15 protein-coding genes and 1 pseudogene are annotated in these 22,036 nt (G+C 59.3%); 3 read left to right on the top strand and 13 right to left on the bottom strand.

Annotated features, from left to right (window positions below):
- Positions 1–8: 8 nt before the first annotated feature.
- The 3 genes from bcsA (NWP14_RS16665) to bcsR are packed head-to-tail and all read right to left on the bottom strand — an operon-like array spanning position 9 to position 3,568.
- Positions 9–2,627: a UDP-forming cellulose synthase catalytic subunit gene (bcsA, locus tag NWP14_RS16665; protein WP_375215748.1), complete on the bottom strand. Its 2,619-nt coding sequence runs from the start codon at positions 2,625–2,627 to the stop codon at positions 9–11.
- Positions 2,627–3,361: a cellulose biosynthesis protein BcsQ gene (gene bcsQ, locus NWP14_RS16660; RefSeq protein ID WP_095102812.1), complete on the bottom strand. Its 735-nt coding sequence runs from the start codon at positions 3,359–3,361 to the stop codon at positions 2,627–2,629. The genes bcsA (NWP14_RS16665) and bcsQ overlap by 1 nt, the downstream gene beginning before the upstream one ends.
- Positions 3,362–3,379: 18 nt before the next feature.
- On the bottom strand, positions 3,380–3,568 hold the full coding sequence (bcsR, locus tag NWP14_RS16655) for a cellulose biosynthesis protein BcsR (protein ID WP_095102810.1): 189 nt from the start codon (positions 3,566–3,568) through the stop codon (positions 3,380–3,382).
- Positions 3,569–3,735: 167 nt separating this feature from the next.
- Here bcsR and bcsE point away from each other — a divergent pair, with 167 nt between their 5' ends.
- Genes bcsE through bcsG form a run of 3 tightly spaced genes read left to right on the top strand, consistent with a single transcriptional unit; the run spans position 3,736 to position 7,162 of the window.
- Positions 3,736–5,292, top strand: a complete 1,557-nt coding sequence (bcsE, locus tag NWP14_RS16650; RefSeq protein ID WP_375215683.1) for a cellulose biosynthesis protein BcsE — start codon at positions 3,736–3,738, stop codon at positions 5,290–5,292.
- Positions 5,289–5,486 carry a cellulose biosynthesis protein BcsF gene (bcsF, locus tag NWP14_RS16645; protein ID WP_088912221.1) on the top strand — a complete coding sequence of 66 codons (198 nt, stop codon included), beginning with the start codon at positions 5,289–5,291 and terminating at the stop codon, positions 5,484–5,486. The genes bcsE and bcsF overlap by 4 nt, the downstream gene beginning before the upstream one ends.
- Positions 5,483–7,162, top strand: coding sequence for a cellulose biosynthesis protein BcsG (gene bcsG / locus NWP14_RS16640; protein ID WP_088912220.1), 1,680 nt, complete (start codon positions 5,483–5,485; stop codon positions 7,160–7,162). Before bcsF ends, bcsG begins: the two co-directional genes overlap by 4 nt.
- Positions 7,163–7,219: 57 nt before the next feature.
- Here bcsG and NWP14_RS16635 read toward each other — a convergent pair whose 3' ends face one another.
- From NWP14_RS16635 to dppC, 10 genes and pseudogenes are all read right to left on the bottom strand, one after another.
- Positions 7,220–8,221: a glycosyl hydrolase family 8 gene (locus NWP14_RS16635; RefSeq protein ID WP_095102804.1), complete on the bottom strand. Its 1,002-nt coding sequence runs from the start codon at positions 8,219–8,221 to the stop codon at positions 7,220–7,222.
- Between the two features lie 11 nt (positions 8,222–8,232).
- Entirely contained in the window at positions 8,233–8,709 is a 477-nt protein-coding gene (gene bcsD / locus NWP14_RS16630; RefSeq protein WP_181964696.1) for a cellulose biosynthesis protein BcsD, read from the bottom strand.
- Positions 8,709–12,761, bottom strand: a complete 4,053-nt coding sequence (locus tag NWP14_RS16625) for a cellulose biosynthesis protein BcsC (protein ID WP_095102802.1) — start codon at positions 12,759–12,761, stop codon at positions 8,709–8,711. The genes bcsD and NWP14_RS16625 overlap by 1 nt, the downstream gene beginning before the upstream one ends.
- Positions 12,758–15,154: a cellulose biosynthesis cyclic di-GMP-binding regulatory protein BcsB gene (gene bcsB, locus NWP14_RS16620; protein WP_375215682.1), complete on the bottom strand. Its 2,397-nt coding sequence runs from the start codon at positions 15,152–15,154 to the stop codon at positions 12,758–12,760. Before bcsB ends, NWP14_RS16625 begins: the two co-directional genes overlap by 4 nt.
- Positions 15,151–17,262 (bottom strand): UDP-forming cellulose synthase catalytic subunit, encoded by a 2,112-nt coding sequence (gene bcsA, locus NWP14_RS16615; protein WP_088912215.1) that lies wholly within the window; start codon positions 17,260–17,262, stop codon positions 15,151–15,153. Before bcsA (NWP14_RS16615) ends, bcsB begins: the two co-directional genes overlap by 4 nt.
- A 19-nt stretch (positions 17,263–17,281) precedes the next feature.
- A pseudogene (locus NWP14_RS16610) lies at positions 17,282–18,074 on the bottom strand (cellulose synthase operon protein YhjQ/BcsQ).
- A 1-nt stretch (position 18,075) separates the two neighbouring features.
- On the bottom strand, positions 18,076–18,642 hold the full coding sequence (locus NWP14_RS16605; RefSeq protein WP_088912222.1) for a cellulose biosynthesis protein BcsO: 567 nt from the start codon (positions 18,640–18,642) through the stop codon (positions 18,076–18,078).
- A 486-nt stretch (positions 18,643–19,128) separates the two neighbouring features.
- On the bottom strand, positions 19,129–20,142 hold the full coding sequence (dppF, locus tag NWP14_RS16600; RefSeq protein WP_095102796.1) for a dipeptide ABC transporter ATP-binding subunit DppF: 1,014 nt from the start codon (positions 20,140–20,142) through the stop codon (positions 19,129–19,131).
- Positions 20,139–21,122: a dipeptide ABC transporter ATP-binding protein gene (dppD, locus tag NWP14_RS16595; RefSeq protein WP_095102794.1), complete on the bottom strand. Its 984-nt coding sequence runs from the start codon at positions 21,120–21,122 to the stop codon at positions 20,139–20,141. The genes dppF and dppD overlap by 4 nt, the downstream gene beginning before the upstream one ends.
- A gap of 10 nt (positions 21,123–21,132) precedes the next feature.
- The gene (dppC, locus tag NWP14_RS16590; protein WP_095102792.1) at positions 21,133–22,035 is read right to left on the bottom strand and encodes a dipeptide ABC transporter permease DppC; all 903 of its coding nucleotides are present in this window, start codon (positions 22,033–22,035) and stop codon (positions 21,133–21,135) included.
- Between the last annotated feature and the right edge of the window lies 1 nt (position 22,036).

Below are 22,036 nucleotides of genomic sequence, written 5' to 3'. Positions count from 1 at the left end.
CATTATCATCATTGTTGAGCCATTTCTGGTTCCAAAGTTAGTATCGCCGCGGCGCGTTCGGGACGACGGGGAATAAACGAGACTATCCAGGCAACCAGCAGGGTGAGCGAGCGGAAAATAACCTTCACCGACGGCGGCGAGAACTCCGCCAGGTGACGATATCCACGGAACCCCAGTTTCAGGATATCCAGCAGGCTTTCCATCGGTTTATCTTCCGGGAAGCTATCCTGCCAAAGCGCCCACGTATCAGCGCGGGCAAACGTACACTGCACAAAATCGATATGCTGCTTATTGGTCAACGGCAGCAGCTGCAGGCCGACTTCACTGTCGTTCACGCGGGCTACCCGCGTCGGAAAGACGTACTCCTGCTGGCCGCGTTTGAGCAGCAGGTTGACCTTCTGCCCTTCGAGGACCTGCGCTTTACCGTGAATTTTGATCCCGATCCCGCCGTCAGAATAGTCGTGGACGGTGCAGGAGAAGAGGTGGCCATCTTCGCGGGCAATCGCCGCCGGCATGTTCATTTCCACGCGGTGCGAGCGGCGGACCTGCTTACTTTCTACCGATACCGCCACCGCGCCGCCGAGAATAATCAGGTTATAAAACACCCAGACGATGCTGACCCAAACGGTCAGTATTTCGTTTTCCGGGCCGTAGAAGTGGCGCCAGATGCCGACCCCGACGCCAACCAGGTTAAGCAGCACGAGGTAGATGTAGGGACGAGAGATAACCCAGTCGACGTACTCGTCCTCCACCAGACCGCCCTTCGCCGTGACGTTGAACTTGCCCTTATGCGGGTTAATCAGCGCGACGAAGGTCGGCGGCGCAATATACCAGGCCAGCACAGTCTCGTAGATTTCGCTCCAGAAAGAGTGGCGATATTTACCCTGAATCTTCGAGTTAGTCAGGCTGGCGTGAATCATATGCGGCAGCACAAACAGCGCGATCATCAGCGCGGGAGCATAGATGATATAGGCGTGCAGCAGTAAAAAGGCCAGCGGCGCGGTCAGGAAGATCAGCCGCGGAATACCGGACAGGAAGTGCATCATCGCATTGACGTAGCAGAGCCGCTGCGCCAGCTTGAGCCCTTTACCGAACAGCGGGTTGTCGAGACGGAAAATCTGCACCATCCCGCGCGCCCAGCGGATACGCTGGCCGATATGCGCCGACAGGCTTTCGGTCGCCAGCCCGGCGGCCTGCGGAATACGCATATAGGCGGAAGTATGGCCCCGGCGGTGCAGGCGCAGGGAGGTATGCGCATCTTCGGTCACCGTTTCGACGGCAATACCGCCGATTTCATCGAGCGGCCCGCGGCGAATCACCGCGCAGGAGCCGCAGAAGAAGGTGGCGTCCCACATATCGTTGCCGTCCTGCACGAGGCCATAAAACAGGGTGCCCTCGTTCGGGGTTTTACGAAAACGCCCGAGGTTGCGTTCAAACGGGTCCGGCGAGAAAAAGTGGTGCGGCGTCTGCATCATCGCCAGCTCTTTCTCTTTCAGGAACCAGCCCATCGTCATCTGCAGGAAAGAGCGCGTCGGGACGTGGTCGCAGTCGAAAATGGAGACGAACTCGCCGTTGGCATATTTCAGCGCATTGTTGATGTTCCCGGCCTTCGCGTGCTCGTGCGTCTCGCGGGCGATGTAGTGCACCCCGACGTCCCTGGCGAACTGGCGAAACTCTTCGCGCCCGCCGTCATCGAGGATCCAGATATTCAGCTTATCTTTCGGCCAGTCGATGCCCTGCGAAGCGTAAATGGTATTTTTCACCACGTTCAGGTCTTCGTTATAGGTGGGCACGAAAATATCGACCGTCGGCCACTCGGCCATATCTTTGGGCAGCGGCACCGGCTGACGGTTGAGCGGCCATATCACCTGGAAATACCCCAGCACCAGCACCAGCCAGGCGTAGGTTTCGGCGAACAGCAGCACCAGCCCGCACACCAGGCTAACGGGATCGTCCCAGTTCAGCGTCGAGGTATAGCGCCACCAGATATAGCGGCAGGAGACGGTGAGCGAGAGCACGATGAGCATCAGCGCCGAGAAGCGCCCCGGAATGCGCCGCACCATCAGCGCCACGCCCCACAGCAGCAGCAGGAAGATAAACTGCGAAATCGGGTTAAACGGCTGGGTGATGCAGAGTAGCGCGAGGATCAGCGAGAAAAAAACCACCACGCTGAGGATCGCCTTGCGCAGCTTAGGATTGAGGTGCGCAAGCTCTTTGTATTTATCCAGATGACCGGTGCGGGTGTTCACCCGTTCGGGGAAGGTGTCCAACCACTGCGCATAGCGGCCGTGCACGCCTTCGAGGGCCGCCAGCGAGCGCCAGTTGACCTTTTTCTCCGGCTCAGGCACCCGGGTCGTCAGCAGCCACACGGATTGCAGCAGGTAGCGGAGCGGATCGAGCGGCCGCGGCCGATGGGGATTAATATGCGGGAAATAGTCGCCGTGCCTGGCGAGGATCGCCTGCCAGCGCGGAGTTTCCAGCGGCATCAGCGCCCACGCCAGCGCCGCCCACAGGCAGCCCAGCGTAGCCGCGAGCCACGACGCGCCGTGCTGGCGATAGTCGCCGTAGCGTTCGCTCAGGCGTTCGGCGACCGGGGGAGCCAGCAGCAGCGTGCTCAGGCGCATTATTACGCCCCCTTGCCGGAGTAGTGCAGCAGGCACCAGTTGGCAAGCGTCAGGATCTCTTCCGCCGCCAGAGAGTCCTGCCGATACTCACCCAGCGGCTGCTTCGCCGCCAGGCACTCCGCCATCGCCTCATCACGATGAATGGCGATCGGCAGAATGCGCCGCTGGCTCTCCAGCCAGAGCTGATATAAATCTTCCTGCAGCTGGCTGCCAACCCGCAGATCGTTGATCAGAATATCGCGGTTCGCCGCCAGCGCCTGCTGATGCAGGCGAATATGGCTGTTGCCGTCCGGGTGCACCACCACCAGCGTACGGTTGCAGACGTCGAGCAGCGAGCGGGTCAGCGGGGAAAAATCCGCGGGTAAATCGAGCAGCAGCCAGCGACGATCGCCCTGCTGGCTGAGCTGCTGCACGATATCGGCCAGCGGCTCCAGCGTCGGGTAGAGTCTGTCGAGATGCTCTCTTTCGCCCGGCGTCAGCTGACCGAAGGGTAAAATATCAATATGGGAGGTATAGCGCATGCCGGCGTCGCGCCAGTCGCCGCCGTCAATTAAGGACCGCGCCCACCCTTCGCGATGGCCGGCATCGACGTTGAAAAAAAAGCGCAGCATATTATCCGGGCTGGCATCAACCACCAGAACCGTTTCACCCAGCTGCTGTAGCGCCCAGGCGAGCGACGCGGCAATCGACGTTGTGCCCACGCCGCCACGGATGCCCTGTAATCCAAGAATAGCCATCGACGGCGTCCTTACTTGTTACTTTTTCTCTGCTAATTCTGCCAGTAATGGCCAGCGTTTCAGCGCCGCAGCTAGCTGCTCGCGTCGGGAAATGTCGTGGTAATCAATTTCAGGCAGAGAAAATGCCCGGCTTAATGCCAGGAAATCATTTTGAAAGGTATAACCCAGCGTTGCATCTGAGGGCACTACAGGCTCTTTTCCTGACATTTCTCTGTCCATTCAAACAACACATAAATAATAACTGAAGTGTACAAGGCCATTCTTAAATGGCCCTATATGCTAAGACTGATGCTCTTTAATTTCAATGTTAGGTTTACTCTGCCGCTTTCGCTAGTAAACTAATTCAGTGTAAATCAGGGCTCGCGAGGGGCGTCGTGGATATCGTATATACTTTGGGTATTTCGTCATTATGGGACGAGGTTAGCCATATGCCCGTTGGCGGGGTATGGTGGCTCAACGTTGACCGCTATGTTGATGCGGTCAGTCTGCTCAACCATACGCTGGCCGCGCAGGCTAAAGATGGCAAGGTTGCAGCGATCGTAATGGGTGAGAACCCGAGTAAAATCATTTCATTAGATAATAACAGCGGCCCGGAAAAAATTATGTTATTTACCCTACCGAACCTGACGGAAGGGTTAGAAGAAATGCACCGTGATATACTCTGCTCGCTTGAACCTGGCAATTATCTATTTATTCTGCTATGCGCTGAAAATGCCTGGCAAAATATAAAAAGTGCACAATTATGCAATTGGGTGGAAAAGTCATCGCGGTGGACCAAATACCACAACTGCTCTTTATTAGTACTTAATTCTGGTAACAATAATGATAAGCAGCTTTCACCGTTATTATACCAGTATCGTTCTCTTTCCGGTCTCGCCAGTATCCGCTATGAGGGCGATAGTTTCCTGTTTGATATAGCCTGGTGGGGCAGTGAAAAAGGAATGAGCGCGCAGCAACAGCTGGTTGTTTTACAAGACGAAGCCGGATGGCGACTGGCGCAGGACGAAGAAACGATCGTTCAGCCGCGCAGCGACGAAAAGGCCGTATTAAGCAATTTACGCGTCCTCGAAGGCGCCCCGGCGCTGTCGGAATACTGGACGCTGTTTGATACCAACGACGCCGTGTTTAACGCCGCCAGAACGGCACAGGCGGCAACGGTGCTGTTCAGCGTAACCCAAAATGTACAGATAGAGCAGCTGGGGCGCTATATTCATACCCTGCGCCGCCAGCGCGGGAGTGCATTAAAAATCATTGTCCGCGAACAGACTCCCAGCCTGCGCGCCACCGATGAACGACTGCTGCTCAGCAGCGGCGCGAATATGGTCATCCCCTGCGGCGCGCCGCTTTCTCGCTGCCTGACGCTAATTGAAAGCGTTCAGAAACAGAAGTTTAGCCGCCATATTCCGGAAGATTTCGCCACCCTTATCGCCTGGAGCCAGCCGCTAAAACTGCGCGGCTATCAGCGATGGGATGACTTTTGTTCCGCGGTGTATAACATCATGGCCAACACCATGCTGCCTGCGGACAGCAAAGGCGTCATGGTCGCGCTACGTCCGGCGCCGGGCCTGCGCGTTGAGCAGGCGCTAACGCTCTGCAAGCCCAACCGCATGGGCGATATCATGACCATCGGCAACAACCGGCTGGTGCTGTTTCTGTCATTTTGCCGCGTGAACGATCTGGATACCGCGTTAAACCATATTTTCCCGCTTCCTACCGGCGACATTTTCTCTAACCGCATGATTTGGTTCGAAGATAAGCAAATTACGGCTGAAATTTTGCTGATGCGCGGCATCGCTGCGGATAAGTGGAACACGCCGCTGCCCATTACGGTAGGCAAAAACGAGACTATCAATGCCGCCCACGACGGACGCAGCTGGCGCCGGATACCTGAGCCGCACCGGCTGTCTGGCGACGGGGAGCAAAAGTCATGATGTCTCTCAGCGATATTATTCAGCTGGTGGTGCTCTGCGCGCTGCTGTTTTTCCCGTTGGGCTACCTTACGCGCCACTACCAGCGCCGTATCCGCACCACCTTACGATTGATGTTCTTTAAACCCCGTTATGTTAAACCGGCTGGCGTACTGCGCCGGGAAGCGACGGCTAAGCAAGGCAAAGTGAATAAATGACCAATCCCAAAACTACCGCAACGCCGCTTCCGCTCTGGCAATACTGGCGCGGCCTTGCCGGGTGGAATTTCTACTTTCTGGTGAAGTTTGCTCTGCTATGGGCGGGATATCTTAATTTTCACCCGCTGCTTAACCTGGTGTTTCTCGCCTTTTTACTGGTACCGCTGCCGAAATATAAGCTGCACCGCCTGCGCCACTGGATCGCTATTCCCGTCGGCATTGCGCTGTTCTGGCACGATACCTGGCTGCCCGGCCCGGAGAGTATTTTCAGCCAGGGCTCCCAGCTTGCCGGCTTTAGCGCGGATTATATCCGGGACCTGGTGACCCGCTTTATTAACTGGAATATGGTCGGCGCCTTCTTTGTGCTGCTGGTACTGTGGCTGTTTATCAGCCAGTGGCTGCGCGTCACGGTGTTGGTCTCGGCGATGATGGTGTGGCTCGCCGTCAGCCCGCTGCTCCCGTCCTTCACCCTGTGGCCTGCCGGCCAGCCGACGACGGCGGCGGCAACCACCGCGGTCATTGCCGCCACCAACGCCGGAGGAACGGCGGCGGGCACCGCTGCCGCTAGCGGCGATATTCCGGCCCAGACCGAAGCGCCCACTTCCGCCAACCTCACCAACTGGCTGAATGCGTTCTATGCCTCGGAGCAGAAGCGCAAAACGCCGTTCCCGCAACAGCTGCCGGCGGATGCCCAGCCGTTTGATCTGCTGGTGATTAATATCTGCTCCCTGTCATGGTCCGATATTGAAGCCGCCGGGCTGATGGATCATCCGCTGTGGAAGCACTTTGATATCGTGTTCAAAAACTTTAACTCGGCGACCTCCTACAGCGGCCCGGCGGCGGTTCGCCTGCTCCGTGCCAGCTGCGGCCAGCTGTCGCATGCCAATCTGTATCAGCCGTCAGGCAGCGAATGCTACCTGTTTGAAAACCTGGAGAAGCTCGGCTTCAAACAGCAGCTGATGCTCGGCCACAACGGCCTGTTTGGCGACTTCCTGAAAGAGGTGCGCAGCCTGGGCGGCATGCAGAGCCCGCTGATGGACCAAAAAGGTCTGCCGGTCAGCCTGCAGGCCTTCGACGGCTCGCCGGTTTATGACGATCTGGCGACCCTCAACCGCTGGCTGGAAACGGAAAATAAACAGGGCGATGCGCGCACCGCGACCTTCTACAACATCCTGCCGCTCCACGATGGCAACCACTTCCCTGGTCAGAGCAAAACGGCTGATTACAAGGTGCGGGCGCAGAAGCTCTTTGACGAACTGGACAGCTTCTTTACCGGGCTGGAGAAGTCAGGCCGCAAGGTTATGGTGGTCGTCGTACCGGAGCACGGCGGGGCGCTGAAGGGCGATAAAATGCAGGTCTCCGGCCTGCGCGATATCCCAAGCCCGTCGATCACTAACGTTCCGGCAGCGGTGAAGTTCTTCGGCATGAAGGCGCCGCGCCAGGGCGCGCCGCTGGTTATCGACCAGCCGAGCAGCTATCTGGCGGTCTCTGAACTGGTGGTTCGCGCCATTGATGGCAAGATGTTTACCCAGGATAGCGTGAACTGGCCGCAGTACACCGCCAACCTGCCGCAGAGCGCCGCGGTATCGGAGAACGCCAACGCCATCGTCATTCAGTATCAGGGCAAACCTTATGTACAGCTGAATGGCGGAAGCTGGGTACCGTATCCGCAGTAAAAACGAAAAAGGCCGCAGGGTTTTACCCCCGCGGCCCGTTCAGATGCCGGTCGTTGCTTACCGGCGGTCGTTATTCGCCAGCCAGACCAGCATCTTCAGGCTGGCAGAATAATAATCATCCTGCGCGCTAAGCTGCGGATCGTCCTGCGCTTCACCGGTGGTCAGGTCGCGAACGGCCAGCAGGCCGCCGGTCATAAACCACGGAGCCACGTCGTTGGTATTGACGTTGACCCACGCCGGAGTCTGCAGCCGCGGATAGCTCTGAAACCAGCTTTTCCACGGCGTCAGCAGGGCGCTATGCGGATCGGCCCAGTAGAGATAAAGCGGGATGCGAATCGCGTCGTAGCTCATCCGCGGCGGCCACTCCTTTGCCGGCTCCATCCTGCCGTCCGCCCTCAGCGCGACCCAATCGCTGGGCAGCTGCGCCTTACCCCACGCCATTTTACCCAGCAGCGCCTGCCCATCGCTCTGCAGCTTACGCCACGCGGTCAGGTGGGTACGCGCGGCAAAGGCCTGCCATGCGGGGAAAATAAAGTAGGAGGGATTCAGGTTGATATGATCGTTGCGGTTGAAGCCCCTGGCGCCGGGCAGCATCACCTGATGACCGGCAAAGGAGATCACCGTCGACTTCAGCAGCGACGCGGTGATGGCATCTGAAGCGATGCCGTAGGATTTCTCCCCCCACTGCTGCTGCGCGCGCAGCAGCGCCCACGCGATCAGGGTATCGCCGTCGGTCGCATCGTTTTTATCCGCAATAGGGTCCGGCGCGACGGGGTTGTAGCGCCAGTAAAAAAGCCCGTTGTCTTTATTACGTAGCGTTTTATCCGTCCACTGCCACAGCTTATCAAAGGCAGGGCGATCGTTTTTGGCGACCGCCAGCAGCATAGCAAACCCCTGCCCTTCGGTATGAGAAACGTTGCCGTTGCCGGTATCAACGATTCGCCCATCGGCCATCATAAAACGGGATTTATAGCTTTCCCAGGCGGTATCTGCCCACGCGCGGGGAAGCACCATCATCGTCGTCGTAACCATGACTGCGACTAAAGCACGCAAGGACATAAGTGCACTCGTTATGGATGAAAGTAGAGAAACTGAACGTCAGACACAGAAAACAGCCGCTCACGCTGTAAAACAACGTGCGCACCGCCGCCCTGTCCCCTCAGCCAGCGGGAATAAAGCCCTTCGAGTATGGCACAGAATGCATTACACCAGCGCACGCGACGCGCTTCATCGCGGCTGATCGGCAGCGCCCGATGGCGGAGCCGCAGCCCATCGTCGCCGACATCGACGGTGACCACTCCCCACTGAAAGCGGCTCAGCAGCTGGTTGATATTGGCCTCCAGCTGACCGACCGTCTCCGAATCCGGCAGAGGATAGCTGTCCGCCAGCGCCTCGCCCATCTGGCGCAGAAAGGGCTGGCTCTCCAGCTCGCCCGCGTTGTTGACCATGCCATCCACCATAATGATCAGCAGATCGAACCATCCGGCGGGCGTCTGCTGCTGCTGAAACCAGGTCAGCACCTCCGCGTTATTATTTTCCGTCATGATCAGTTATCTCCTAACATATAGCGGATATAAAGACCGGCGGTGCTTTCGTTATAATCGCCGAAGGTGTCATAGCCTACCTGGCCGCCAAGTGTCATCTGTTTGTTTACCTTGTAATCCGCGCCGGCACGCAGGGTGTAGCCGATGCCGCTCTTCGAGGTTGCCGAATAGTAAGCTTCTTTGGCAAACCCGTTCGCTACGGCGGTTTCCAGGGTCTGCTGCCACCCGGAGTTGGTCGGGAAGTAGGCGCTCTTATCCTGGCTATAGGATTGATAGCCCACCGAGCCGCCCAGCTTCATCGTCCAGTTATCGTATTTCTCCGTCAGGTTGACCGGCAGCGAGACGCTCACGTAGTTTTGCGGGCTGAAATATCCCCCCTGACCATAGGTGAAGTAGCTCAGGTTTTTCGAGTAGTCCATGTAGCTCATGCTCAGGCCGGTCTGCAGCTGACGGTACTCGTCGCGGTAAGGCCGCAGATAGACCCCGGCGTTGGCGTTAACGCTGGTGTTGCTGGCAACGTTGTCGCCAATATAGCTGTAGCCCCCGCCGCCGACGTAGAAACCGGCGTCGCCGTCATCGTAGCTCAGCTGCAGGGTTCCGCCGTTTTTCGTCACCTGGCCCCAGCTTTTACCCGAGTAGGAGTCTTTAAGGCCGACGTAGGAGAGCAGGCTGTCGGTCAGCGAGCGGCGTTCGCCGGTGAAAATCAGCGACAGATAGTTAGTCAGCTTCGGCGACCACTTCACGCCCCCGACGACGGTATTCAGATCCTGGCCCAGCGGGGTGCTGCCGATGTCCACGCGGTAATTATCCCCGCTCAGCGCCAGCGCCAGCTCAACGCCGTTGGCCTTCTGCGCGTCCGTCGAGCCGCTGGCCTGGTCGACGTTCGGCTTCAGGTTGGATGAGGCCAGATAGCTGGCAACCTGTCCGGAATCATAGGTTCCCAGCTTCGCCAGGTTCTCCATGCCGCTGCTGGTCGTGGCGTTAAAGTCTGAGGCGTTCAGCGTCCCCAGCGAGCTCAGCGCCTCTGCCCCAGGATTGCTGGCAAAGTACGTCGTCTGCTCGGTAGCCGTCATCGCCGCAATCGCCGCCTGCTCGCTGGTCGCGGTACTGATCATATTAGAGACCGCGTTAGAGAGCGGGTTCGCGCCGTAGCGCCGCCACGCATCGCCGGTGGCGGTGCCGGCATTCAGCGTGATCGGCGTCACCGTGAAATCAAAGCGCGAATCGCCAAACGGCGACGAGGACCAGGTCAGCGGCGTTTTCATTTCCGTCAGCTTGCTGGTACCGGATTCGCCATCACGTCCGCGCACCTCCATCCCGCCCTGCAGCCAGCTGCCGGTCTTTTCCTGCAGCGACTCCATCATGGTATCCACCTGACGCAGCATGCGGGTCTGCGCGGTTTCTACCGGCAGATCGGGACGCTGGATCCCCGGCAGCGAGGTCCCGGCGCCTGCCGACACCTGCGAGACCTGCCACGGCATATACTGCCCGTAGGTCGAGGCCGTCCGCGTCGCCGTCGGGGTACGGGAGACGCCCACGAAGGGGTTATCCGCCGCCAGCACGCCGCCAACGGTCGGCGTTTGCGCGCTGTTGCTGCTCTGTAAGCCCAGCAGCTTGCCGCGCGCGCTGCGCAGATAGGTCATCGCCTGCTGATGATGTCCCTGCGCCTCTTCCACCCGCGCCAGCAGCAGCAGGCGGTCCGCCGAATTGTCCTGACGCAGCCCGCCGGCGAGCTGCTCCGCGCGGTCGCTGTCGCCGGACGAAAGCGCAACATCAATCGCCCCGCTGCGCGCCGCCTGATCCGGCGTATCGCGGGTCATCAGATAGTCGTAAACCACCCCGGCTTCTTTGTTCATTTTGCCGCTCTGGTAGAGACGCGCCATCGCGAACATCAGGTCGGTATTTTGCGGGTCGCTTTGCATCGCGCCCATCAGCTTGTCATACGCCGCGGCGTAGTTTCCCTGCTCGCGCAGATGATCCGCTTCGTTGATCACATAGCCGTTGCGAATGCTCGCCAGCTGCGTCGGCGTACTGCTGGCCTGCAGCTGCGGGTTGGTCAGCAGGTTCTGCGCTTCACGGGTCAGGCCCGCCTGGTTAAGCACCGTCACCTGATCGGCATAATCGCCGGCATTGCCCGAGATCCCGCCGCTGATATTGTTGCGTACCAGCGAGACGGCGGTCGTGACATCGCCGCTCTGCGCCAGCAGTCGCGCCAGCTTGCCGACGTCCGCCGGCGATTTCGGCGGCGTGGCGGCCATCGCCCGCAGGGTGTTGGAGGCGGCAACCGTATTGCCCTGCGCCAGATAGTTTTGTGCCGTCACCAGCTGCAGGTTGTAGTTTACCCGCTGATGGAGATCGCGCATCTGGCTGGTCTGGCTGGCGGCGGGAATACGCCCCAGCAGCGTTTGCGCCTGCTGCCAGCCGCCGTTTTCGCTGGCATAAAGCGCCGCGGCGTACAGCGAGCTGCTGCTGGCGCCGGGACGCCAGGCCGCCGCCATCGTCGAGGCGGCTTCGCTCTCGTTGCCCGATTTTTGCAGCAGCCGGGCTAAATCAAGCCGCATCCAGGCATCATCCGGGTAGCGGGATACGCCCTGGCGCAGCAGCGCGATGGCGCCGCTAACGTTACCGCTGCTGGCCTGCTCCTGCGCCTGCCGGCGCAGCGAGTCGCCCGGCATGCCGGTCACGACCCGCGGCTGCAGTTTTTGCTGTAGGTTTTCCGGCAGCGTGCGCAGCATCGCCTGCGCCTCCGCCGTTTTATTCTGCTCGCGCAGCACGTAATAGAGGCTCTCCCGCGCCGGGCCGTTTTGCGGCTGCTCGTTGAGCAGCGAACGCAGCGTCTGCTCGGCCTGCGGCAGGTCTTTGTTATGTCGCAGAACGTCGGCACGGAACAGTTTTGCCGAGGTGCCCCGCGCCCCGCTCTGCTGGGCCAGCGGGGCGGAAAGCGCCAGCGCCTGGCTGATATTGCCCTGCTTATAGGCCTGCTGCGCCTGGGCCAACTGGCCGTAGAACAGCGCATCGGCAGCCTGCTGGCGCCGGGCGGCGGAATCATCGCCGCCGAGATCCGCCGCCCGGGTCAAATACTGTGATGCCGCCTGAAAATCACCGTTACGCTGGGCGATATAGCCCATGCCGGCCAGCGCATCCGCGTCCTGCGGGTTGGTTTGCAGCACCTGTTCAAACTGCTGCTTCGCGGCGGCGGTGTTGCCGCTGTTGAGGTTGGCGTACCCCTCCCCGCGCGCCTGGCCGCTTAGCCGCTGGCGATAATAGTTCTGCACCTCGGTGTCCTGCGGGTGGCGCTGCATCCAGGTGTCGTAAAACTGCTGGTCTCCGGACTGCGGCCCCAGCCACAGCAGCGCCTGGCGCAGTCCGCTATCGGCATCTTTACTGCCGCTGGCCATCGGCTCCAGCATCGCGATCCCTTCCCGACGGGTATCTTCGCGCCAGGTCAGCGCTTTCCCCAGCGCCACCCGCGGCGCGTTCTCCTGCGGATGCTGCGCCACGTACTGCCGCAGTTCGCTGAGCGCCTGCGGATAGAGCGATTTATCGCTGGCCATCGTCATGTAGTATTCGGCCGCCAGCCCCGCCGGCGGGGTATTGCCGTTAAACATGCTGCGCCAGGTGGCGAGCGCGGCGGGCACGTTGCCGCTACGCGCCTGCTGCCTCGCGAGGCTCAGCTGCCCCTGCGGCACCTGGGTCATTTTCCTGGCATTATCGAGCTCCTGCAGGCTGGCGCTGTTCGGCGAGGTTTTCGCCAGCCGTGCCCGCCACTGCGCCGCCGCCTGAAGATCGCCGCCCTGCTGTGCCCAGAGCGCCATCAGGTACAGCGCCTGGGTGTTGTTGGCATCAACCAGCAGCACCTTTTGCAGCGACTCCATCGCCAGCTCGTCGTGGGATTTTTCATGCCAGTAGTTGGCCTGGGCAAAAAGCGCCTGCAGCGCGGCATCGTTGCTCGCGGCCAGGGCATCGCCGAATGCGCCCAGCGTCAGCGCGCCAGACAGGCAGAAGGTTGATAATCTGTGGGTTGCCCTGCTATTCATTTTGATCGCTCTTTTCATTGGCCATCCCCCGAACTCAAACGCTTGCGAGCATGCCGTTTAAACATGGCGGTTAACGCCAGACCGACTATCGATGTCGCGATCAGCCCAAGGATCGCCAGCAGGCCGGAGTGCTGGTTGGCGTACCAGATAGCCATCATGTACCAGGGCATCTGGCCGCTTGGGAACGGCGTGCTAACCTGGAAGCTGCGTACGCCGTTATCGCTGGTGATCACCGCCGTATCGCCCCGGATGCCGGCGTTGATCCGCGGCGAGTCGAGGTCGCTTTTCAGCCTCGCGAGCTGATCGTCATTGCTGGCCATCGCCACCACCACCGTACGCTGTGAATTCCACGGCGAACGGTAGCTGATAAAGCCGCGCCAGGCGCTGCTGGAAGAGAAGTAGCGGTCGGCATCGACGCTCGCGGAGGTCCAGTCGCCGGTCAGCCAGCGCTGCACCTTCGCCCAGCTTCCTGATTCACGAACGCTGAGCTGGTTATCCACCGGACTGTAGGGAGAATTCGCCAGCAGGCTCTGGTTAAACGTTTTCTGATCAAGGGCGCTGACCGCCAGCACGTCGCGATCCCGCAGATACTGCAGGCCCGCGCCGCCTTCAGGGATCCCCAGCACCACCCGGTTGTTGGCCAGCGCCGTGCCGGTTGCATTACCCGAACGCGCGGCCAGGTTCAACAGGGTAGCCACCTGCGTTTCCGAAGGCTGCTCCGGCAACAGCAGCACGGTTTGCGAGTAGTCCGCCAGCCGCGAGAACGGGAACGAAGCGCCGACGAAATAGGAGAGGTTCGGCAGCAGCGAGAAGTGCCGCGTGTTGCTCAAATCGATCCATGAGTCATCGGTAATGCGGCTCTTGATGTTGTTATTCAACAGCACCGAGCAGGGAGCGCTATCCTTCGGAACAACGTTGAAGTAGAGCGAAAGCTGGTTATCCCCGTAGATCAGGTAAGGCGCCAGCGGGATGGTAAAGCGCTCCTGGCGAGCATCGCCGCCCAGGTGACGCCAAAGCTTCTCCAGCGGCCCCTGTTTGTTCATCGGCAGATTGTGCAGGAAGGTGTTGTTCAGCGTAACGCTAAGCAGCGACTTATCTTCGTTGATCCAGCTTTCTGACGGGAAGCGGTAGCTAATTTGCAGGGGAATGGTTTCGCCATCCCACAGATAGAGATCCGGCGCCGCGCGGAAAGCAACGCGCAGCGGTTCGTGCCACACGCCGCTCACCGTCGGGCTTTGATCTTTACGCAGCAGCTCGCTGATTTTTACCGGCCGATCGGTGGGGATCCAGCGCGGAGCGTCGTACGGTTTACCCAGCGGAATGGCCTGCGGGTCCACCGTCATGCTCGCGGTCTGCGGCGCAATATCGCCGCGGGTCAGCCGCCAGGCCGCCGCGCGCAGCGCCGCATCGTTCTGGCCGACGATCAGCAGCAGCTTATAGGTCGGGTTGCCAGGATTATCAACAACCTGCAGCAGCGGCTTGTCGGTTTGCGGCAGGGTCAAGCCGCCCACCTGGTCGCCCGGGTGGCCGATGATAATGCCGTGTCGCTCCGGCAAACGGTCGCGCAGGGCATTAAAAGCAATCCCGCGATAATCCGCCTGGATGCCCAGCCATGACGACACCAGCGCCGCCGTACTGAAGATATCCGCGCCCGATTTCTGCGGGTAGGCGATGGCGATATCCGCCGGGGTCATCTGCATGCTGTCGAAGAACGGCCGCGGGAAGTAGCTCAGGTCGTTGCTGATATTCAGCGGCTGGCTTTCCCAGCTAAAGCGCGAGGCGGGCAACACGGTGATGCCGGAGGTGTCGCGCGTATTGAGCTGACACTGCATGGCGTCGCCGTCGTTCACCTTAAAGCTTAAATTATTGCTCGAAACCATCAGCGCCGCCGGGATATCGAGCTGGAAGTGCGAAATATCGGCGCCGTCCGTACCCAGCGGTACCGTGCCCAGCGGCTGGCCGTTGAGCATCAGCTGCAGGGTGGCGTTGCGGGCCGCCATCTCCGGCGAAACCCGGACGTCCAGCATCAGCTCAGCGTGGGTGACCACCTGATCGGAAGGCAGCGTAAAGCTCGCGCCGCCCTGCAGCTGGCCGCCGCTCAGCATAATGCCGTCCGGCATCCCCATTTGCGCCAGATTCAGGCTGCCGCCGACGATCGGCGTTAGCGGCACGACGTCAGGAGCAGGGTTGCTCACCGGCGGCATCGCGGGCAGAGAAGCCGGCGCCTCTGTCGATTCGGCTTCCGCCGCCGTCGGAGCAGGCGCGGCGCCTTCATCCGGCGCGCTATCGGTAGCCGCGTCCGGCAGCGGGAAGTTCAGCTGCGCCGAGCGGTCGGCCGGCGTCTCTTCGCCATGCAGCGCGGGGGCGGAGAGGATCCCCGCCAGCAGCGCAAAAGTCGTTAATCGCTTCATAGGTGGCCATCCTCCTGCGCGGTCTGCGCAGCAGGACGTTGCCGACGCCGGTCGCGTCGCGTTTTCCACGTCAGCCAGAACAGCTCAAATACGCAGCGCAGAATGGTGGCGAAAGAGCGGAACGGCTTATCCTGCGGACGCGCCGGATTAATCCACGCGTCGGCGCGGGCCAGCACCACGCGCACCAGCTCGCGGCGCAGGGAGAGCGGGATATTTTCATCAAACTTGAGGCGAATAAAGCGCGCATCCGCGGTGACCTGCTCGGCGGGGATACAGATCGCCCCGGACTGCAGAATCAGCTCAATCTCTTCAATTTTATCCTGCAGGTGGCGATCGTCAGGCACGGCGATACGGCAGCCGCCCATCGACAGGTCGGCGGTATGGCTGCGGGAGACAATGCCGCTCGCATAGTGGATGAGCACCGGGATATCCACGTCAATACGAATCGTTTTACGCACCTGGCGGGTTTCCCGCGCCACCGCAATCGCCGCCAGGAGGAAGATCAGGCTGTAAATCCCCCACCCGACGTTCAGCGCGATAACGTTGGGATCGGAGCCGAAATAGTCATGGCCGATGGCGCGCACGAGACCAACCACGACGCCGACGCCCAGCAGGCAGGCCACCACCAGATGCGGTCTGACAACGGTAAAGTCGAAGTAGCCTACGTCCAGCAGGCCGCCTTTATCGGTCACGTTGAATTTGCCGCGTTTGGGGAAAATCATCGTCACCAGCGTCGGCAGTACCAGGTGGAATGCCAGGACGATGTCGTAAATTTCGCCCCAGAAGCTGTAGCGATAGCGGCCGTTCATCCTGGAGCCAACGTAGATGGCCAGGAACAGGTGCGGCAGAGCATACGAGACGATCAGGCTCGCCGAGGAGTAGATAATATTCAGGTTAAACAGCAGGTAGGCCAGCGGCGCGGTAACAAAAACCACGCGCGGCAGCGCAAACTGGTAGTAAAGCATGGCGCTGAGATAGCACAGACGCTGCTGGATGGTCAGCCCGCGGCCAAATAGCGGGTTATCGAGGCGGAAGATTTGCGTCATACCGCGCGCCCAGCGGGTTCGCTGAATGACGTGCACCACTAAACGTTCGGTGGCTAAGCCTGCCGCCAGCGGGATATCGAGGAACGCCGATTTCCAGCCCAGGCGCTGAAACTTGAGCGCGGTGTGCGCATCTTCGGTGACGGTTTCTACCGCAAAACCGCCAATCTGCTCCAGCGCTTTACGGCGAATAACGGCGCAGGAGCCGCAGAAGAAGGTCGCGTTCCAGTTGTCGTTACCCTGCTGGATTGGGCCATAAAACAGCATCCCTTCATTGGGGATATTGCGCCCGACGGAGAGGTTGCGTTCAAACGGGTCCGGCGAGTAGAAGTAGTGCGGCGTCTGCACCAGCGCCAGCATCGGGTCCTTGAGGAAGCCGCCCACCGTGGCCTGCAGGAAGACGCGGGTTGCGACGTGGTCGCAGTCAAACACGCAAATAAGCTCCCCCTGGGTCAGGGTCATCGCGTGGTTCAGGTTGCCCGCTTTGGCATGCTTGTTGTCGTTACGGGTGATATATCCCACCCCAACATCGGCGGCAAAGACCGCAAACTCGCTGCGCTTACCGTCGTCCAGCAGATAAATTTTCATCTTATCCGCTGGATAATCAATACACTGGGCGGCCAGCACCGTATCGCGGACCACTTCGAGCGGTTCGTTATAGCTGGGGATATAAATATCGACCGTCGGCCAGGTGCTCATATCATCCGGTAGCGGGACAATTTCGCGCTTCAGCGGCCAGACCGTTTGCAGATAGTTCAGCAGCAGCATCACCCAGATATAGACTTCCGCCAAAAATAGCCCCATCCCCAGAATCGTTTCTATTCCGGAGTTAAAATGCAGGGTCTGCGTCAGGCGGAAATACATGTAACGGGTCGACATCAGCAGCGAAGTTACGACCATAATGACGGAAACGCTGCGATTCTTGCTAAACCCCATTAAGAACAGAATGCCGATACTCAGCAGACCAAAAATATACTGCTTTTGGCTGTCCATCGGCGTGATAACGACCAACACGGCAACCGGAGACAGCAGCAGTACCAGCAACCAGAAAAGTGACTTTTTCATTCAGCAGCCCTGCAATAAGTTAAAGCCCTGACATACGAGGCTGGCTGTGCACCGTGCCGTCGCCAATATTGATACCCAACAGCGCAGAGATTTTTTTTGCAATGATTTCAATATCAAAGGCGGCTGAAGAGGAAGAACTAAAGTCGAGAATCGACTTTTGGGAAGCATTTGCCTCTACGACGCTCTCATCCCGGTGGATAATGCCCAGCAGGCGGTCGCTCAGCTTATCTTCCATTAACGCAACCACGTCGCGGCTCACCTGACGGCGATTATCGCTCTGATTTATCACGAAAAAATGTCCAAGCTTATGATTGAGCGCACCGCCGGTTAGCCGCTGTTTTTCCACATGCGATAGCGTTGACATCGAGGCGGTATCCGCCAGCAGCGGCACCAGATGCAGGTCCGCCAGCGGCGTTAACGCCGTCAGCGCCGGAGAGGGGCCAGGAGGAAGGTCAGCGATAATAATCAGTCCCGGGTAATTGAGCAGCGCCGACAGCCCGCGAGTCAGGAAATGCGGATCGCTGGCGAGCCGTACGTCAAACGCCTGATGCTGCTCTTCGGTCACGTCGCCATAGGGCAGCACGAAGATATTGCTGCCCGCGCTTAGCACGCACTGGCTCCAGTCGTGCAGCTCCAGTGACTTCGCCACGTACCCGCGCTCATCGCTAAGCGGGACGCCAAAATGCAGGCGCAGCGCGTTCTGGACGTCAAAATCTAATGCCAGAACTTTGCTACCCGCTCGCGCCAGCGAGTAGGCCAGATTTGCTGCGAGGGTCGTTTTTCCTACGCCGCCTTTTGGGGAACACACGCAGATCAACGGCATGTCGCAATCCTTTCTAAAAGAGATTTAAGCGGCTGATCTTTATCTTTAGCCGCAGGTTCAGCGACTTTCGTCGCAAATAAGTGCGCATAGCCTTCCGCAGCCGGCATCGGTGCCGGCTGCGGACGAGGCGCAGCGGGTGGCGGCGGGCTCATCACCGGCGCGGGGGCGGATACCGGCGCGGCTGCGGGGATCGCCTGCACCGGCTCCGCTGGGGCAGAGACTTCGGCAACCGGTGTCGGCGCGACGGCAGCTGGCATGACGACAGGAGCCGCTGCGGCCGGTTCTGGCGTCAGGATCTGCGGAGATGGCTCAGGAGCGGCCTGTACTGGCGCAGCCTCAACCCACAGAAACGTATCCGCGGGGACCTGCTGCGGCAGAGGTAACGATACCGACCCCCCCATTGCCAGCGAGGATTCTTTTTCCCCAGGAGCGAGCTGATTGAGAATGACCCAATCTCCCTGTTCCCGGGCGGCTGATTGTGATGAAAGGTCCTTGAAATGAAGACTTTGTGTACGAGTCTTTTCCTTGAAGCGCTGCAAATCATCATAATGGTTCATAGATAACCCCATGATTTTAAATTCATTATATTTTAGCTGTTTTTATTTAGACCCTATACCTAGAGCATAGTGTATTTTATTGTTTTTCATAAAGTTAAGTTGATCAGGACGATCGGCTATACGATAGCTTTTATCTGGGTATAGGTCAGAGTGGCTTTAATTCACTGATAGTTATGCGGTTACCCTATCAGTTCTTATCTGAAATGATAGCTCCATTTTTTAGGAGGTATCTTAATGTACATCTCAGATTCACTCTACCGCTAAAAATAACCAGTTTTTTATCCCAATAATTCATGCCTGATAAGCATAACCGGCATTAAATATAATCTATATTATATATTTTAGCCTTTTTATAACTTTGTATATATAGACCGAATTACTGATTTATTAAAAAAACAGAAGGCGCATTTTTCGGCGGGGGAAAAGGGGAAGCAGGTAAATACGCTGCGACCGAAAAGCATTCGCCCTTCGGCAGCAGCGGGATTATCAGGCGGGGCGTTTTTCCTGATTTTCGTCCTGGTCAACGGCAAAGCAGGCCACCAGCTGACCACCGTACTCCTTCAGCTGCGGCTGCAGCTGGGTGCACGGTCCGAAGCGACGGCGGCAGCGGGCGTTAAACGCACAGCCCGGCGGCGGATTCAGCGGGCTTGGCAGCTCGCCGGTCAGCTTAATGCGCTCCCGGCGATCGTCCGGATTCAGACGCGGGGTTGCCGACAGCAGCGCCTGGGTGTACGGATGCTGCGGGTTGCTGAAGATCTGCTCTTTCGAGCCTTTCTCTACGCAGCGCCCGAGATACATCACCATCACTTCATCGGCGATGTGCTCAACAACCGACAGGTCGTGGGAGATAAACACATACGACAGCCCCATATCCTGCTGCAGGTCCATCATCAGGTTCAGCACCTGCGCGCGCACCGACACGTCCAGGGCGGAGACCGGCTCATCGGCAATCACCACGTCCGGGTCCAGCATCAAACCACGAGCGATGGCAATACGCTGGCGCTGGCCGCCGGAGAACATATGCGGATAGCGATCGTAGTGCTCGGTTTTCAGCCCCACCTTCGCCATCATCGCCAGCGCTTTCTCGCGACGCTGCGCTTTGCTCAGCGACGTGTTGATCTGCAGCGGCTCTTCCAGAATCTGCCCCACTTTTTTACGCGGGTTCAGCGAACCATACGGGTTCTGGAACACAATCTGGATTTTCTGCCGACGCAGGCTCTGCGCCTGCGGATCGTGCTTCAGCAGATCCTGTCCCTGGTAGTACAGCTCGCCGCCGGTTGGGATTTCAATCATCGTCAGCAGGCGGCCGAGGGTTGACTTACCGCAGCCGGACTCCCCTACCACCGCCAGCGTTTTGCCGCGTTCGAGGGTAAAAGAGACGCCGTCCAGCGCCTTTACCAGCCTTTCAGGGGAAAATAGCCCCTTCTTCACCGGGTAGTATTTTTTCAGATCGATGGCCTGCAACAGGAGCTGTTGCGCGGTGGCCTGTTCAGTGCTCATAGGGTTGGCCTCCCGGCATCATCGAGTGGGAAGTGGCATTTGGACTGACGTCCGTGGTCCACAACGTTCAGTTCTGGCTCTTCGCTGCGGCAGCGGTCTGTCGCATACGGGCAGCGCGGGTTAAGCAGGCAGCCGTTCGGGCGGTCGTATTTACCGGGAACCACGCCCGGCAGCGACGCCAGCCGCGCTTTATCCTGCGCAAACTCCGGCAGCGCGCGCAGCAGCGCCTGAGTATACGGATGGCGCGGCGCGCGGAAGATATCCTTCGCGTCGCCGGCCTCCACAACCTGACCGGCGTACATCACAATAATTTTGTGCGCCGCTTCGGCCACCAGCGCCAGATCGTGAGTAATCAGGACCAGCGCCATATTCTCTTTCTGCTGCAGATCCAGCAGCAGCTCGATGATCTGCGCCTGGATGGTGACATCCAGCGCGGTGGTTGGCTCATCGGCAATCAGCAGCTTCGGCCGACAGGCAATCGCCATCGCAATCATTACGCGCTGGCTCATCCCGCCGGAGAGCTGGTGCGGATAGACGTCAAGCCGCGATGCCGGGTCGGGAATGCCCACCAGCGTCAGCAGGTCAATCGCCCGCTGAACGCGCGTTTTTTTATTGCCGCCCTGATGCACCTTGATGGCTTCCATAATCTGATAGCCCACGGTATAGCACGGGTTGAGGCTGGTCATCGGGTCCTGGAAGATCATCGCCACTTCGGCGCCCACCAGCTGGCGGCGCTCTTTTTCTGAAATACGCTTCAGATCGCGGCCGTTAAACTCCAGCTTGTCCGCCATGACGCGGCCGGGGTAATCAATCAGCCCCATAATCGCCAGCGAGCTAACCGATTTACCAGAGCCGGATTCACCGACAATGCCCACAACTTCGCCCTGATTCACGCTGTAGCTCACGCGATCTACGGCGCGGAACGGCGTCCCTTCGTCGCCGAAGTGCACCGATAATTTATCAACATTCAATAACGCCATCTCGAACCTCTTACTGCTTCAGTTTGGGATCGAGCGCGTCACGCAGACCGTCGCCCATCAGGTTAAATGCCAGCACCGTCAGCAGGATCGCGACACCCGGGAAGGTGACGACCCACCAGGCGCTTTGCGCGAACTGCAGCACATCGGAGAGCATGGTGCCCCACTCCGGTGTCGGCGGCTGCGCACCCATGCCAAGGAAGCCAAGAGCAGCCATATCGAGAATGGCGTTAGAGAAGCCCAGCGAGGCCTGGACAATCAGCGGCGCAAGGCAGTTAGGCAGAATATTGACGAACATCTGACGCAGCGCTCCGGCCCCCGCCACGCGCGAAGCGGTGACGTAGTCGCGGTTCACCTCAACCATCACCGCCGCGCGGGTCAGGCGCACGTAGTGCGGCAGGGCGACAAAGGTGAGCGCCAGCGAAGCGTTAACGATCGACGGGCCGAAGATCGCCACCAGCACCAGAGCCAGCAGCAGGCTAGGCAGCGCCAGCATGATGTCGACGATGCGCATGATGACAGAATCCGCAACCCCGCCAAAATAGCCCGCAACCAGGCCAAGCACCACGCCGAGGATCAGCGACAGCACCACCACCAGGCAGCCGACCAGCAGCGACAGGCGCGCGCCGTACATCAGGCGCGACAGGATATCGCGGCCTACGTCATCGGTACCCAGCAGATGCGCGAAGCTCCCGCCTTCCTGCCAGGCCGGCGGCGCCAGCAGCACGTCGCGGAACTGATCCGCCGGGTTATACGGCGCCAGGAAGTTGGCGAATACGGCGATGATAATCATGATCGCCACGTACACCAGACCAACAACCGCGCCCTTATTGCGTTTGAAATAGTGCCAGAACTCCTGCAGCGGGGTCATTGGCACCGGTGCGGCGACAACTTTATTTTCAGTAACTTGTGACATG

The sequence above is a fragment of the Klebsiella sp. C349492 genome (assembly GCF_042055345.1).
Classification (GTDB): Bacteria; Pseudomonadota; Gammaproteobacteria; order Enterobacterales; family Enterobacteriaceae; genus Klebsiella; species Klebsiella scottii.
Note: the sequence above shows the minus strand (reverse complement) of the source record. Positions and strands in the feature narration are given on the sequence as shown.

What these genes read in the sequence shown, in the direction of transcription:
- NWP14_RS16625 (WP_095102802.1), bottom strand. Translation starts at nt 12,761, where the DNA reads ATGAAAAGAGCGATCAAAATGAATAGCAGGGCAACCCACAGATTATCA.
- NWP14_RS16635 (WP_095102804.1), bottom strand. Translation starts at nt 8,221, where the DNA reads ATGTCCTTGCGTGCTTTAGTCGCAGTCATGGTTACGACGACGATGATG.
- NWP14_RS16605 (WP_088912222.1), bottom strand. Translation starts at nt 18,642, where the DNA reads ATGAACCATTATGATGATTTGCAGCGCTTCAAGGAAAAGACTCGTACA.
- dppF (WP_095102796.1), bottom strand. Translation starts at nt 20,142, where the DNA reads ATGAGCACTGAACAGGCCACCGCGCAACAGCTCCTGTTGCAGGCCATC.
- dppC (WP_095102792.1), bottom strand. Translation starts at nt 22,035, where the DNA reads ATGTCACAAGTTACTGAAAATAAAGTTGTCGCCGCACCGGTGCCAATG.
- bcsR (WP_095102810.1), bottom strand. Translation starts at nt 3,568, where the DNA reads ATGTCAGGAAAAGAGCCTGTAGTGCCCTCAGATGCAACGCTGGGTTAT.
- dppD (WP_095102794.1), bottom strand. Translation starts at nt 21,122, where the DNA reads ATGGCGTTATTGAATGTTGATAAATTATCGGTGCACTTCGGCGACGAA.
- bcsA (WP_088912215.1), bottom strand. Translation starts at nt 17,262, where the DNA reads ATGAAAAAGTCACTTTTCTGGTTGCTGGTACTGCTGCTGTCTCCGGTT.
- bcsG (WP_088912220.1), top strand. Translation starts at nt 5,483, where the DNA reads ATGACCAATCCCAAAACTACCGCAACGCCGCTTCCGCTCTGGCAATAC.
- bcsQ (WP_095102812.1), bottom strand. Translation starts at nt 3,361, where the DNA reads ATGGCTATTCTTGGATTACAGGGCATCCGTGGCGGCGTGGGCACAACG.
- bcsF (WP_088912221.1), top strand. Translation starts at nt 5,289, where the DNA reads ATGATGTCTCTCAGCGATATTATTCAGCTGGTGGTGCTCTGCGCGCTG.
- bcsB (WP_375215682.1), bottom strand. Translation starts at nt 15,154, where the DNA reads ATGAAGCGATTAACGACTTTTGCGCTGCTGGCGGGGATCCTCTCCGCC.